The organism is Pseudomonas sp. SJZ103 (genome assembly GCF_007828335.1).
In the GTDB taxonomy this organism is placed as follows: domain Bacteria; phylum Pseudomonadota; class Gammaproteobacteria; order Pseudomonadales; family Pseudomonadaceae; genus Aquipseudomonas.
The window spans coordinates 56,015-69,189 of record NZ_VIUN01000005.1 but is presented as its reverse complement, the minus strand read 5'-3'; the positions used below and the strand labels follow the sequence as shown (position 1 = coordinate 69,189).

17 protein-coding genes are annotated in these 13,175 nt (G+C 63.2%); 8 read left to right on the top strand and 9 right to left on the bottom strand.

What is annotated here, in order from left to right; all coding sequences use genetic code 11:
- Positions 1 to 141: 141 nt before the first annotated feature.
- The 7 genes from thiL to nrdR form a co-directional block, all read right to left on the bottom strand.
- A complete protein-coding gene (thiL, locus tag FBY10_RS13460; RefSeq protein ID WP_145336779.1) occupies positions 142 to 1,107 on the bottom strand; it encodes a thiamine-phosphate kinase in 966 nt (321 codons plus the stop codon).
- Positions 1,108 to 1,125: 18 nt separating this feature from the next.
- Positions 1,126 to 1,626 carry a transcription antitermination factor NusB gene (nusB, locus tag FBY10_RS13455; RefSeq protein ID WP_053138236.1) on the bottom strand — a complete coding sequence of 167 codons (501 nt, stop codon included), beginning with the start codon at positions 1,624 to 1,626 and terminating at the stop codon, positions 1,126 to 1,128.
- The gene (gene ribE, locus FBY10_RS13450) at positions 1,623 to 2,099 is read right to left on the bottom strand and encodes a 6,7-dimethyl-8-ribityllumazine synthase (protein WP_003176356.1); all 477 of its coding nucleotides are present in this window, start codon (positions 2,097 to 2,099) and stop codon (positions 1,623 to 1,625) included. Before ribE ends, nusB begins: the two co-directional genes overlap by 4 nt.
- An 88-nt stretch (positions 2,100 to 2,187) precedes the next feature.
- A complete protein-coding gene (gene ribBA, locus FBY10_RS13445) occupies positions 2,188 to 3,279 on the bottom strand; it encodes a bifunctional 3,4-dihydroxy-2-butanone-4-phosphate synthase/GTP cyclohydrolase II (RefSeq protein ID WP_131700317.1) in 1,092 nt (363 codons plus the stop codon).
- A 15-nt stretch (positions 3,280 to 3,294) separates the two neighbouring features.
- Positions 3,295 to 3,957, bottom strand: coding sequence for a riboflavin synthase (locus tag FBY10_RS13440; protein ID WP_029299435.1), 663 nt, complete (start codon positions 3,955 to 3,957; stop codon positions 3,295 to 3,297).
- Between the two features lie 47 nt (positions 3,958 to 4,004).
- Positions 4,005 to 5,141 (bottom strand): bifunctional diaminohydroxyphosphoribosylaminopyrimidine deaminase/5-amino-6-(5-phosphoribosylamino)uracil reductase RibD, encoded by a 1,137-nt coding sequence (gene ribD, locus FBY10_RS13435; protein WP_145336781.1) that lies wholly within the window; start codon positions 5,139 to 5,141, stop codon positions 4,005 to 4,007.
- Positions 5,138 to 5,608 carry a transcriptional regulator NrdR gene (gene nrdR / locus FBY10_RS13430; RefSeq protein WP_167656713.1) on the bottom strand — a complete coding sequence of 157 codons (471 nt, stop codon included), beginning with the start codon at positions 5,606 to 5,608 and terminating at the stop codon, positions 5,138 to 5,140. The genes ribD and nrdR overlap by 4 nt, the downstream gene beginning before the upstream one ends.
- A gap of 140 nt (positions 5,609 to 5,748) precedes the next feature.
- Between nrdR and FBY10_RS13425 the strand changes: the two genes are divergently transcribed.
- The 3 genes from FBY10_RS13425 to trxA are packed head-to-tail and all read left to right on the top strand — an operon-like array spanning position 5,749 to position 7,768.
- Positions 5,749 to 6,204 carry a YbaY family lipoprotein gene (locus tag FBY10_RS13425; protein ID WP_027605189.1) on the top strand — a complete coding sequence of 152 codons (456 nt, stop codon included), beginning with the start codon at positions 5,749 to 5,751 and terminating at the stop codon, positions 6,202 to 6,204.
- The gene (locus FBY10_RS13420) at positions 6,201 to 6,863 is read left to right on the top strand and encodes a methyltransferase (RefSeq protein ID WP_145336783.1); all 663 of its coding nucleotides are present in this window, start codon (positions 6,201 to 6,203) and stop codon (positions 6,861 to 6,863) included. Before FBY10_RS13425 ends, FBY10_RS13420 begins: the two co-directional genes overlap by 4 nt.
- Before the next feature lie 32 nt (positions 6,864 to 6,895).
- Entirely contained in the window at positions 6,896 to 7,768 is an 873-nt protein-coding gene (gene trxA / locus FBY10_RS13415; RefSeq protein WP_131700320.1) for a thioredoxin, read from the top strand.
- Here trxA and FBY10_RS13410 read toward each other — a convergent pair.
- Positions 7,765 to 8,112: a hypothetical protein gene (locus FBY10_RS13410; RefSeq protein ID WP_145336785.1), complete on the bottom strand. Its 348-nt coding sequence runs from the start codon at positions 8,110 to 8,112 to the stop codon at positions 7,765 to 7,767. The two genes, trxA and FBY10_RS13410, sit on opposite strands and share 4 nt — an antisense overlap.
- Before the next feature lie 131 nt (positions 8,113 to 8,243).
- Here FBY10_RS13410 and FBY10_RS13405 point away from each other — a divergent pair, with 131 nt between their 5' ends.
- The 5 genes from FBY10_RS13405 to FBY10_RS13385 all read left to right on the top strand — a co-directional run bounded on the left by FBY10_RS13405 (position 8,244) and on the right by FBY10_RS13385 (position 12,158).
- The gene (locus tag FBY10_RS13405) at positions 8,244 to 8,846 is read left to right on the top strand and encodes a DUF2796 domain-containing protein (RefSeq protein ID WP_145336787.1); all 603 of its coding nucleotides are present in this window, start codon (positions 8,244 to 8,246) and stop codon (positions 8,844 to 8,846) included.
- A 6-nt stretch (positions 8,847 to 8,852) separates the two neighbouring features.
- Positions 8,853 to 9,563: an ABC transporter ATP-binding protein gene (locus FBY10_RS13400; RefSeq protein WP_053138261.1), complete on the top strand. Its 711-nt coding sequence runs from the start codon at positions 8,853 to 8,855 to the stop codon at positions 9,561 to 9,563.
- Between the two features lies 1 nt (position 9,564).
- A complete protein-coding gene (locus tag FBY10_RS13395; RefSeq protein WP_145336789.1) occupies positions 9,565 to 10,830 on the top strand; it encodes an ABC transporter permease in 1,266 nt (421 codons plus the stop codon).
- A gap of 11 nt (positions 10,831 to 10,841) precedes the next feature.
- A complete protein-coding gene (locus FBY10_RS13390; protein WP_145336791.1) occupies positions 10,842 to 11,363 on the top strand; it encodes a DUF3299 domain-containing protein in 522 nt (173 codons plus the stop codon).
- A 96-nt stretch (positions 11,364 to 11,459) separates the two neighbouring features.
- Positions 11,460 to 12,158 carry an OmpW family protein gene (locus FBY10_RS13385; protein ID WP_131700324.1) on the top strand — a complete coding sequence of 233 codons (699 nt, stop codon included), beginning with the start codon at positions 11,460 to 11,462 and terminating at the stop codon, positions 12,156 to 12,158.
- A gap of 123 nt (positions 12,159 to 12,281) precedes the next feature.
- Here the strand turns inward: FBY10_RS13385 and FBY10_RS13380 are convergent, their stop codons facing one another.
- Entirely contained in the window at positions 12,282 to 13,166 is an 885-nt protein-coding gene (locus tag FBY10_RS13380) for a sugar nucleotide-binding protein (RefSeq protein ID WP_131700325.1), read from the bottom strand.
- Positions 13,167 to 13,175 lie beyond the last annotated feature (9 nt).

Below are 13,175 nucleotides of genomic sequence, written 5' to 3'. Positions count from 1 at the left end.
GTGCTCCTGATTTCAGTTTTTACAAAGGCGGCCATTGTAACAGCACGTTCCTGCAGACGCTTAAGCTGAATTATCGCTGATAAAGATCAATCGGTTTGATTGGCCTTTGTGTTGATTCTATGGAGGAGCGCGGCAGCCTATTCAGGGCGTCTCGCGAAAGTGCTGATAGCCACGTACGACCGGGGTGATGTCGTGCCCGTTGGCGTCGAGCAACGTGACACCCTGCCCCGCCTCGACTCGGCCGATCACGTGGATCGGCCAGCCGCCGGCCAGCAATGGCGCAAGTTCCAGGGGCGGCAGGGTGAACGCCAATACGTAGTCGTCGCCACCGCTGAGTGCGGCCACCCGCGCCTCGTCATCCCCGACAAACGCCAGCAAGGCCTTGGACAACGGCAGCGCCTGGCGCTCGATCAACAGGCTGACAGCCGAGGCCTTGGCGATATGCCCGCAATCTGCCAGAAGCCCGTCGGAGATATCCATCGCAGACGTCGCCCTGCCCCGCAGCGCCAGCCCCAAGGCCAACTGGGGCTGGGGCGACCAGTAATGGGCCAGCAGTGGTTCGGCAATCGTTGCGTCGGCGCTGCGCTGCCCCAATACCAGCGGCAAGGCACCGGCGGCGTTGCCCAACTCGCCGCCCACACACAGCAGGTCACCCGGCTGCGCACCGCTGCGCGTCAGCGCCTGGCCTGCCGGTACCCGCCCGAACACGGTCAGGGTCAGGCTCAGCGGGCCGCGTGTGGTATCGCCGCCCACCAGGCCCACACCGCAACTTTGCGCCATGGCGTTCAAACCCTGGGCATAGCGTTGCAGCCAATCGGCATCAACGGTCGGCGTGGTGAGTGCGAGGGTAAACGCGAGGGGGTGGGCGCCCATGGCGGCCAGGTCGCTGACCGCCACGGCCAGCGAGCGCTGGCCGAGCAGGAACGGGTCACAGGGGTCGGCAAAGTGCACGCCGGCCACCAAGGTATCGGTGGAAATTGCCAGCTGCTCCCCGGCGGGGAGCGCCAGCAAGGCGCAGTCGTCGCCGATCCCCAAGGCAATGCCCTCGCCGCCCTGCGCACACGGCGCGGCGGCGAAATACTTGTGGATCAGCTCGAACTCGCCCATTCAGGACTCAAGCGCAGGTTAGCGCTTGTACGCCTTCACTTCGGCTTCACGCAGGCGCGGGGCCAGCTTGTCGAGCACGCCGTTGACGAACTTGTGACCGTCGGTCGAACCGTAGACTTTCGCCAGTTCGATGCCTTCGTTGATCACCACGCGGTACGGCACGTCGACGCGCTTGAGCAGCTCCCAGGTGGACAGGCGCAGTACGGCCAGTTCAACCGGGTCCAGCTCTTCGAGGGTCAGGTCCAGGCACGGCGACAACGCAGCATCGATCTCGTCCAGGTTGGCCGGCACACCGTGCAGGATGTCGTGGAAGTAGCTCTGGTCGGCAAACGTGAAGTCGTTATCGACGCGAAATTGCGCTTCGATCTCGTTCAGCGAAGTGCCGGCCATATGACGCTGGTACAGCGCCTGGGTCGCGAGCTGACGGGCAGCACGGCGCTTTTCGCTTTTCGACGGTTTGCCGGCGTCCGCTGGACGCTCGTCACGTGGGTTGAAACGATCGCTCTCGTCGGAAATCACTTGGCCTCCAACTGCGACAGCAGGCTGACCATTTCCAGCGCGGACAGGGCAGCTTCAGCGCCTTTGTTGCCGGCCTTGGTGCCGGAACGCTCGATGGCTTGTTCGATGGAATCAACAGTCAGTACGCCGAAAGCGACTGGCACGCCGAACTCCATGGACACCTGGGCCAGGCCCTTGGTGCATTCGCCGGCCACGTATTCGAAGTGCGGCGTACCGCCACGAATGACCGCGCCCAGGGCGATGATCGCCGCGTATTCACCCTGTTGAGCAACTTTTTGCGCAACCAGTGGAATTTCGAAGGCGCCAGGGGCGCGGATGATAGTGATGTCGCTCTCGCTCACACCGTGGCGAACCAGGGCATCCACGGCACCGCTTACCAGGCTTTCAACCACGAAGCTGTTGAAGCGGCCAACCACCAGGGCATAGCGGCCTTTGGGGGCGATGAAGGTACCTTCGATGGTCTTCAGGGTCATTCGACAAATCTCTTAAAGAGCCGGGACGCGAAAAGTGCGTCCCTCAGTGATGATTTAACCGCAAACAAGGGGCAAAAAGCGCCGGCCTTTATTCGGAGGGCACGTATTCTACAACTTCCAGATCGAATCCGGATATCGCATTAAATTTCATCGGTGCGCTCATCAAGCGCATTTTGCGCACACCGAGGTCACGCAGGATCTGCGAACCAGCACCGACGATGCTGTAGGTGGTCGGCGTTTTCACCTGGGTTTGCTCGGCGGTTTCGCGAATATGCGCGAGTAACACGTCGCCATCCACCGGGTTACCCAGCAGCAGCACCACACCGCTGCCCGCCTCGGACACCGCGGCCATGGCGGCGCGCAGGCTCCAGCGGCCCGGTTGCTTGACCATCAGCAGGTCGCGCAGCGGGTCCATGTTGTGTACGCGCACCAGGGTCGGCTCGTCGGCGCAGATGCTGCCCAGGGTCAAGGCCATGTGCACGTCACCTTCCACCGAATCACGGTAGGTCACCAAATTGAATTGGCCCAGTTCGCTGTCCAGTGGCTGCTCGGCAATCCGCTGAACGGTACGTTCGTGGATCATCCGGTAGTGAATCAGGTCGGCAATGGTGCCGACCTTGATGTTGTGTTCGGCAGCAAAGGCTTCGAGTTCGGCGCGACGGGCCATGGTGCCGTCGTCGTTCATCACTTCGCAGATCACGCCGCTCGGCTCGAAACCGGCCATGCGCGCCAGGTCGCAGGCGGCTTCGGTGTGGCCGGCGCGAGCGAGGGTGCCGCCCGGTTGAGCCATCAACGGGAAGATGTGGCCGGGGCTGACGATGTCTTCGGCCTTGGCGTCCTTGGCGGCAGCGGCTTGCACGGTGCGGGCACGGTCGGCGGCGGAAATGCCGGTGGTGACACCGGTGGTCGCTTCAATCGATACGGTGAACTTGGTGCCGAAACCCGAACCATTGCGCGGCGCCATCAACGGCAGCTTGAGCAACTCGCAGCGCTCTCGGCTCATGGGCATGCAGATCAGCCCACGGGCGTGCTTGGCCATGAAGTTGATGTGCTCAGGCTTGCAGGCCTCGGCGGCCATGATGATGTCGCCTTCGTTTTCACGGTCTTCGTCATCCATCAGGATGACCATCTTGCCTTGGCGGATGTCTTCAACCAGTTCTTCGATGCTATTGAGCGCCACAGGGCACCCCCTTGGTCAGGATTTCAGGTAGCCGTTAGCGGCCAAAAAACTTTCGGTGATGTTACCGGCGGCAGGCTCTGCGGCCTTATCGCCCAGCAGCAGGCGCTCCAGATAACGGGCAAGCAAGTCGACTTCCAGGTTCACCCGGCGACCTGGCTGGTAGGACGCCATGATGGTTTCGCTCAGGGTGTGGGGAATAATGGTCAGTTCAAATTCGGCGCCGTTCACGGCGTTCACGGTCAGGCTGGTGCCATCGACGGTGATCGAGCCTTTGTGGGCGATGTACTTGGCCAGCTCTTTAGGCGCGCGGATGCGGAACTCCACGGCACGCGCATTTTCGCTGCGGGCAACCACTTCGCCGACACCGTCGACGTGGCCGCTGACCAGGTGGCCGCCCAGGCGGGTGGTCGGGGTGAGGGCTTTTTCCAGGTTGACCGGGCTGCCGGCCTTGAGGTCGTTCATCGCTGTGCAGTCCAGGGTTTCCCGGCTGACGTCGGCGGCAAAGCCGTTGCCCGGCAGTTCGATGACGGTCAGGCACACGCCGCTGACGGCGATGCTGTCGCCCAGCTTGACGTCGCCGAGGTCGAGCTTGCCGGTTTCAACCAGCAGGCGCACGTCGCCACCCTTGGGGGTCATGGCGCGGATGCTGCCGATGGATTCGATAATGCCGGTGAACATGGCCTTCTCCTGGAAAACGGGGCGGGCACTTGAGCGCCCGGTCAGAATTATACGCTCGCTGCTGGCACAGGGATGGCAGTGACTCGCCAGTCGTCGCCTACAGCGCGCATTTCAGTGATCTTGAGTTGGGGGGCGTCTGCCAGTTTCTCAAGCGGCCAATCGAGTAAAGGCCGGGCGGCGGAGCCGAGGAACTTGCCGGCGACGAAAATCACGTATTCGTCCACCAGGCCTTGCTGGGCAAATGCGCCCGCCAGGCTTGGGCCTGCTTCCACCAAGACGTCGTTGACGCCCCGGGCGGCCAGGGCCACCAGCGCCGAGCGCAGGTCGACCTGGCCGTCCACGCCCGGTACCACCAGGCATTCAGGGCCACGGGGGAACTGGTTTTCCGCGGTGACGCAGGTGATGACCAGCGCCGGGCCAGCCTTGAAGAACGGTGCGTTGAGCGGCACGCGCAAACGGCCGTCGATCAGCACGCGCAGCGGCGGACGCGACATGGCCAGGGCGGTGGTGGCTTCGTCCAGGCCAAGTTCGGCGGCGCGAACGGTCAGGCGTGCGCCGTCGGCCAATACGGTGTCGGCGCCGGTCAGCACTACGCTGGCCTCGGCGCGCAGGCGCTGCACGGCGGCGCGGGCGGCGGGGCCGGTGATCCATTGGCTTTCGCCGCTGGCCATGGCGGTGCGGCCGTCCAGGCTCATCGCCAGCTTGACCCGCACAAACGGCAGGCCATGCTCCATACGCTTGAGGAAGCCCTTATTCAGGGCCCGCGCTTCACCTTCGAGCACGCCGCTGTGCACCTCGATCCCAACCTGGGCCAAGCGCTGCATGCCGCGCCCGGCGACTTCCGGGTTGGGGTCCTGCATCGCCGCGACCACCCGCGCCAGCCCGGCACTCACCAGCGCATCGGCGCACGGTGGGGTGTGGCCGTAATGGCTGCAGGGCTCGAGGGTTACGTACGCCGTGGCACCTCGGGCCTTGTCACCGGCAGCCCGCAAGGCATGCACTTCGGCATGGGGTTCGCCGGTGCGCACGTGCCAGCCTTCGCCGACAACCTGACCATCGCGGACAATCACGCAGCCCACGCGCGGGTTGGGGTGGGTGGTGTACAGGCCGTTGCGCGCCAGTTCGAGGGCGCGGGCCATGTAATGGGCGTCGAGGACAGTCTGTTCAGCAGAAGGCGGGGTCATTCTTTGGCAGGCTCACGGGCCAGGCGGTCGATCTCTTCGCGGAACTCGTTGAGGTCCTGGAAGCGTCGATACACCGAAGCGAAACGGATATAGGCGACTTCGTCGAGCTTTTGCAGCTCGCCCATCACCAGCTCTCCAACCACCAGGCTCTTGACCTCGCGCTCGCCGGTGGCGCGCAGCTTATGCTTGATATGCGCCAGCGCCGCCTCCAGCCGCTCGACACTCACCGGGCGTTTTTCCAGGGCGCGCTGCATACCGGCGCGCAGTTTTTCTTCGTCGAAAGGCTGGCGGCTGCCGTCGGACTTGATCAGACGCGGCAATACCAGTTCGGCGGTTTCGAAGGTGGTGAAACGTTCACCGCAGCCAGAGGCCAGGCATTCGCGCCGGCGACGCACTTGATCGCCCTCGGCGACCAGACGCGAGTCAATGACCTTGGTGTCGTTGGCACCGCAGAAGGGACAGTGCATGGTGGCAGGCAACAAAAAAAGGGAGGGCCATGGTAGCGCATCCCTGTGGCAAGACAAGCCATAGCCTTTACGGTATATAGGCAGGCCTATATGTTTCTTATATTTCAAGCCACGGATTTTGTCCTTTTCTGGAGCCGTACATGCAGTTACGACCACTTGTTTTGCTCACCGTGTTCAGTGTCCTGGTCGCCTGCAGCAGCGAAGCCCCCAAGCCGGCCGCACCTCAACCGACGCCCGCACAAGAGAAAAAAGTCCCCGGCATTGAAGACCTCGGCCCCCTGCCCGCCTATCAACGCGAAATCAGCGGCAGCCTCACCAACGTGCCGGCCGGTGCCGAAGTCGAGATGGCGCTGCTGGTGATCGATGACCGTTCGCGCCCGCAACAACTGCTGGCGAGCAGCGTACTGACCGGCAACGGCAAGCCCCTGGCCTTCCGCCTGCGCTACAACCCCGAGGCGTTCCCAGCCGGTGCGCGGGTTGAATTGCGTGGCCGTGCCAGCCAATCCGGCCAGTTGATCCTGCACCTGCCCGCCGTACGCATCACCCAGGCCATCACCCAGACCACCGGCCCCCTGGAACTCGTCAAGGCACCATGACGCCACCGTTGGACTTGCAGCGCGCCCTGAGCGCGCTGATCGGCGACGCCCAACTGGTGCCCTGCCCGCTGCCGGGCACCGAGCTTTCATTGTGGCTGCTGGATGCGGACAACATGGACCGCGCCTTCAGTCCCGAGGAAACCCGACGCATCCTGCATGAACCGCCCTACTGGAGTTTTTGCTGGGCCAGTGGTTTGGCGCTGGCGCGGTATCTGGCGGCGAACCCGCAATGGGTGAAAGGCAAGCGCGTGCTGGATTTCGGCGCTGGCTCCGGTGTGGCCGGAATTGCGGCGGTTAAAGCCGGCGCGTTGGAAGTGGTTGCCTGCGACCTCGACCCGCTGGCGTTAGCGTCCTGCCGGGCGAATGCCGAACTCAACGGCGTGGCGCTGAGCTATTCAGCGGACTTTTTCGCCGAAGCCGACCGCTTCGACCTGATCCTGGTCGCCGATGTGCTCTACGACCGGGCCAACCTGCCGTTGCTCGACCACTTCCTCAGCCGAGGCCGCGAAGCGCTGGTGGCGGACTCGCGCGTGCGGGACTTCCAGCACCCGGCTTATCGGCGGCTGGAGATACTCGATGCGCTGACATTGCCGGACTTGGCCGAGCCTTGGGAGTTTCGCAAGGTGAGCCTGTACCATTCGCGGCGCCAGCCCTTATAGTTGCCCCATTCCCGCTTTATTCGAGACGCCCCATGAGTGAGCCCACGCCGTACATCTTCGACGTCACCAGCGCCAATTTCGACCAGGCCGTGATCCAAAACTCCTTCGAAAAACCCGTACTCGTGGATTTCTGGGCCGAGTGGTGCGCGCCGTGCAAGGCGTTGATGCCCATGCTGGCGCAGATTGCCCAGAGTTATCAGGGCGAGCTACTGCTGGCCAAGGTCGATTGCGAGGCCGAGCAGGACATCGTCGCGCGCTTTGGCATTCAAAGCCTGCCGACGGTGGTGCTGTTCAAGGATGGCCAGCCGGTGGATGGATTTGCCGGGGCGCAGCCGGAGTCGGCGGTGCGGGCGATGCTGGAGCCGCATGTGCAGATGCCACCACCGGCTGCAGCTGACCCGCTGGAGCAGGCCAAGGCGCTGTTTGCCGATGGCCGCATCAGCGACGCCGAGGCCGTGCTGGTAGCGCTGCTGGGTGAAGACAACACCAACGCCGCCGCGTTGATTCTGTACGCGCGTTGCCTGGCCGAACGCGGTGAGTTGGGTGAAGCCCAAACCGTGCTCGATGCGGTGAAGAGCGATGACCACAAAGCCGCCCTCGCCGGCGCCAAGGCGCAAATCACCTTCCTGCGCCAGGCCGCCGACCTGCCGGACGCCGCCGAGTTGAAAAGCCGCCTGGCACAAAACCCGCAGGACGACGAAGCCGCCTATCAACTGGCCATCCAGCAACTGGCGCGCCAGCAGTACGACGCCGCGCTGGAAGGCCTGCTCAAGTTGTTTATCCGCAACCGCGGCTACAGCGAAGGCCTGCCGCACAAGACCTTGCTGCAGGTGTTCGAACTGCTGGGCAATGATCACCCGCTGGTGACCGTGTACCGCCGCAAGTTGTTCGCCGCGCTGTACTAATCGCCGATCCAACTGTACAGCGGCGTATCCCCGCCGCTGGCCACTTTCACCTTGGCGCTATGGCGCAGGCGCACCAACAGGCGCTTGCCCGCCGCGGCATCCCCCGCCAAACCTTCCAGTCGATCAAGCAATTCCAGGCCGCTGAGCTGCCCGGCGTTGCGCAGCAGGTCCTGGGCGTTCTGCCACAGATCATCGTTCTGCTTGACCGGCGCCGCCGGCGCGGCGGCCGCGTTTGCCGTTGGCGTTACCTGCAACTGTGCGCCGAGTCGCGCCCAATCGCCGTCATCCAGTTCCAGGGTCAAGTCCACCGGCAGGTCGCCAACGGTTCCACGAATTCGCAACATCGTCCTTACTCCTGCATTTTTCTGACAAGCATGCTCCCATGTGGCTTGCGCAACGCCAAGCAGGCGGTCAAACTCTCAGCACTATTGTTATAAGATCACATAACATAAATTTCATTTTCTGGAGCCTTCTCATGCGCCGTCTGCTGCTTGCTTTGCCGTTTGCCCTGTTGCCACTCGCCATCGCTCACGCCGCCGACGAGCATGACCACGATCACGAACACGGTAGCCTCGGCGCACACGAACACGGCGTCGGTCGCCTCAACGCGGTGCTCGACGGCCAGGCCCTGGAGCTTGAACTGGACAGCCCGGCGATGAACCTGGTGGGCTTCGAACACGTCGCCACCAGCGCTGCCGACAAAGCCAAGGTCGCCGCCGCACGCAAACAGCTGGAGAACCCGCTGGCCCTGTTCAACCTGCCCAAGGCCGCCGGTTGCGTGATCAGCACCCAGGAACTCAACAGCCCGCTGTTCGGCGACAAACCGGAAGCCGACCACGACGACGATGATCATGATGACGACGCCAAAGACGGCGCCCACGAGCATCATCACGATCACAGTGAGATCCACGCCCACTACCAATTCACCTGCGCCACGCCGGCCGCCCTGGGCAACCTGGACCTGACCCAGGTGTTCAAGACCTTCCCCGCCACCCAGAAAATTCAGGTACAACTGATCGGCCCGAGCGGCCAGCAAGGCGTTGAAGCGACGGCCACAGCAGCCACCCTGAAGTTCTGAGCCCCCATGACCCACGCATTGATCGAACTGTCTGACCTGGGCTTTAACTGGCCAGGTCACCCACAGTTACTGGACATCCCCGCGTTCCGCCTGGAAGCGGGGGAAACCCTGTTTCTCAAGGGGCCGAGCGGCAGTGGCAAAACCACCTTGCTCGGCCTGCTCGGCGGCGTACAGAAGCCCAGCCGCGGCAGCATCCGCCTGCTCGGCCAGGAGCTGACCGAACTCTCGGCCGGTGCGCGGGACCGCTTTCGCGTTGACCACACCGGCTATATCTTCCAGCAGTTCAACCTGCTGCCGTTCCTGTCGGTGCGCGAGAACGTCGAGCTGCCCTGTCACTTTTCCAAGCTGCGCGCGCAACGGGCAATCCAACGCCACGGCAGCGTCGACCAGGCCGCCGCGACCTTGCTGGCACACTTGGGCTTGAAGGACAAAGACCTGCTGGAGCGCCGTGCCGATTCGTTGTCCATCGGCCAACAGCAACGGGTGGCCGCCGCCCGTGCGCTGATCGGCCAACCGGAGTTGGTGATCGCCGACGAGCCCACCTCGGCCCTGGACTACGACGCCCGCGAAGCCTTCATTCAACTGCTGTTCGCCGAATGCCGCGAAGCCGGCGCCAGCCTGTTGTTTGTCAGCCATGACCAAAGCCTGGCGCCGCTGTTCGACCGCAACCTGTCGCTGGCCGAACTCAATCGCGCCGCCACGCCCGCAGAGGTTTGAGATGTATCTGTTTCGTCTAGCCATGGCCAGCCTGGCTAACCGCCGCTTTACCGCGATCCTCACCGCCTTCGCCATCGCCTTGTCGGTGTGCCTCCTGCTGGCGGTGGAGCGCGTGCGCGTTGAGGCGCGCAACAGTTTCGCCAGCACCATCAGCGGCACCGACCTGATCGTCGGCGCGCGCTCAGGGTCGGTCAACCTGCTGCTGTACTCGGTGTTTCGCATCGGCAACGCCACCAACAACATTCGTTGGGACAGCTACGAGCACTTCGCCGCCAGCCCCCAGGTGAAATGGGCGATCCCGATTTCCCTCGGCGACTCCCATCGCGGCTACCGCGTAATGGGCACCAACGAATCGTACTTCGAGCACTACCAGTACGGCCGCAAACAGAACCTGGAACTGGCCAGCGGCCGCGCCTTCGCCACCGACCCGTTCGAAGTGGTACTCGGCGCCGAAGTCGCCGATGCCCTGCACTACAAGCTCGGCGACAAGCTGGTACTGGCCCACGGCGTGGCGGTGGTCAGCCTGGTCAAGCACGATGACAAACCATTCACCGTGGTCGGCATCCTCAAGCGCACCGGCACGCCGGTGGACCGCACGCTGCATATCAGCCTCGGCGGCATGGAGGCGATTCATATCGACTGGCACAACGGCGTACCGGCCCAGGGCAAAGGCCGCATCAGTGCCGACCAGGCGCGCAACATGGACCTCACCCCGCAAGCCATCACGGCCTTTATGCTCGGCCTGAACAACAAGATCTCCACCTTCGCCCTGCAGCGGGAGATCAACGAGTTCCGTGGCGAGCCGATGCTGGCGATCCTGCCCGGTGTGGCGCTGCAAGAGCTATGGAGCATGATGGGCACCGCCGAAAAGGCCCTGTTCGTGATCTCGCTGTTCGTGGTGCTGACCGGCTTGATCGGCATGCTCACCGCAATCCTCACCAGCCTCAACGAACGCCGCCGCGAAATGGCGATCCTGCGTTCGGTGGGTGCGCGGCCGTGGCATATCGCGACGCTGCTGATCCTCGAAGCCTTCGCCCTGGCCCTGTCTGGCGTGATCGCAGGCGTGGGTTTGCTGTACGTGTGCATCGCTGCATCACGCGGGTATTTGCAGGCCAATTACGGTCTGGACCTGCCGATGTCGTGGCCCAGCGAATATGAATGGTCCTTGCTCGCCGGTATTCTGGCGGCAGCGCTGTTGATGGGCAGCGTGCCCGCCTGGCGCGCCTACCGACAATCCCTGGCCGATGGCCTGTCCATACGTTTATGAGGAAGGCTTAGATGCGTCGCGCTCTGTTTGCGTTATTGCTGCTGGTGACCGTGCCTGCCTGGGCGGAGGACCAGCCCAAGGACCTGTCCTGGCAGGAGATGATCCCGCCGGACGCGCCGCCGGAAATCCCCAACATGAAACCGCTGCACAACCTGTCGAACATGGCCGATGCCTTGTCCGTCGAAGCGGCGCCGGCGGCCAAGCAGGAACTGCCCAACGCGCCGGTGGTGCAGAGCCTCGACGGCCAGCATATTCGCCTGCCGGGGTACATCGTGCCACTGGAAGTCAGCGAAGAAGGCCGCACCACCGAGTTTTTGCTGGTGCCGTATTTCGGCGCGTGCATCCATGTGCCGCCGCCGCCGTCGAACCAGATCGTGCATGTAAAGAGCGAGGTCGGCGTGAAGCTCGATGAGCTGTATCAGCCGTACTGGATCGAAGGCACGATGCAGGTCAAACCGTCATCCAGTGAGCTTGCAGATGCCGGTTATCAAATGGATGCGCAGAAGATTTACGTATATGAGCTGCAGGAGTAGCGGGTTATTACCGTTTCATTGAGCTGAGTCAACGGCCCAACCGGAACGATCTTTACCATTGGATGTATCTCTTTTAATACACCCTCTGGAGCTCCTATGAACAAGTCTCTGCTCGGCGCGTCCCTCTTCGCGCTCGCCCTCGCCGCCCCTGCCGTCCACGCTCACGAAGCGGGTGACATTCTGATTCGTGCCGGTGCAATCACCGTGAACCCGAAGGCAGACAGCAGCACCGTCAAAGTTGACCAAGGCCCATTGGCCGGTGCCAACCTGGGCGGCAAGGCGACCATGAGCAGCGACACCCAACTGGGTCTGAACTTCGCCTACATGCTGACCAATCACGTCGGTATCGAACTGCTGGCTGCCACACCGTTCGAGCATGACGTGAAGATCAAGGGCACCGCCCTCGGCGCCGCCAACGGCAAGCTCGGTACGCTGAAACACCTGCCGCCAACCCTGAGCGTCGTGTACTACCCACTGGACAACAAATCCCCGTTCCAACCGTACGTAGGCGCCGGTATCAACTACACCTGGATCTACGACGAACACGTCGGCAGCCGCGCCTCCGAAGCCGGTTTCAGCAACTTCAAGGCCGAGAACTCCTGGGGCTGGGCTGCGCAGATCGGCGCGGACTACATGATCAACGACAAGTGGATGATCAACGCCCAGGCGCGCTACATCGACATCAGCACCAAGGCTACCGTGGAAAACAATGCCGTGGCGCCGGGCACCCGTGCCAAGGTCAATGTGGACGTGGACCCGATGGTTTACATGGTGGGTATCGGCTACAAGTTCTAAGCAACACTGCATAACCAATGTGGGAGGGGGCTTGCTCCCGATAGCGGTGGATCAGTCATGAACCTGTTGACTGACACGCTGCTATCGGGAGCAAGCCCCCTCCCACATTTACTTTGTGTTGTGTCAGCCGTGGCGATAGAACCGGTCAAGCAATGCCGGTAGCCCTGCGCGCCACGCCCGAGGCTTGATGCCGAAGGTGTGGAGGATTTTCTTGCAGGCCAGCACCGCATGCTGCGGTTCGTCTGCCGCATCCGGCCGTGCCGCGTGGGCCTGGGCGGTAGGGGCTTCAATGGCCAGCGGGTGAAAGGTGCGCGCCTCGGTGAGGATCGCCTGGCCCAGCGCCAGCGGCGTGGTCGCCTCATGCCCGGCATAGTGGTAAGTGCCCCACAGCGGCGCCGCGCAATCAAGTTGCTTGAGCACCGAGATAATCACCCGCGCAGCATCGTCAACCGGCGTCGGGTTGCCGCGACGATCGTCCGCCATCAACAATTCATCCGGTTTTTCCGCCCGGGCCAGGAAGCGCCCGAGGGTGCCGTCGACGCTGTCATCCAGAAGCCAGCCAAAACGTAGCAGCACATGCTGCGGGCAAGTGGCGCGCACGCTTTGCTCGATACGCCACAACGCCTGGCCACGCAGGCCCAGGGGCACCGGCTCGTCCTTTTCGCTGTAGGCGGTGGCGCGGGAGCCATCGAATACGCGGTAGCTGGACGGTTGCAGCAAGGTAATGTTGTGGTGCTGACACAGTTCGGCCAGGCGTTCGATGGCGAATTCCTGGGCGGCCAGGCGGGTCTCGCTGACGGCTTCGGCCTGGAACCAGTCGAAGTAGTAGGCGAGGTTGATCAACGCATCGGGACGGGTGTCGTCGAGCAATTGGGTGAGGCTCGCGGCATCCCAGCCGTCTTTGGGCGGTTTGGGGGCGAGGAAACCGATGTCTTCCTCTGCACCGAGGCGAATCAGCGCCTGCCCGAGGGCATTCCCGCCGCCCAGTAACATAAGGCGCATTCGCATAGATTGAGC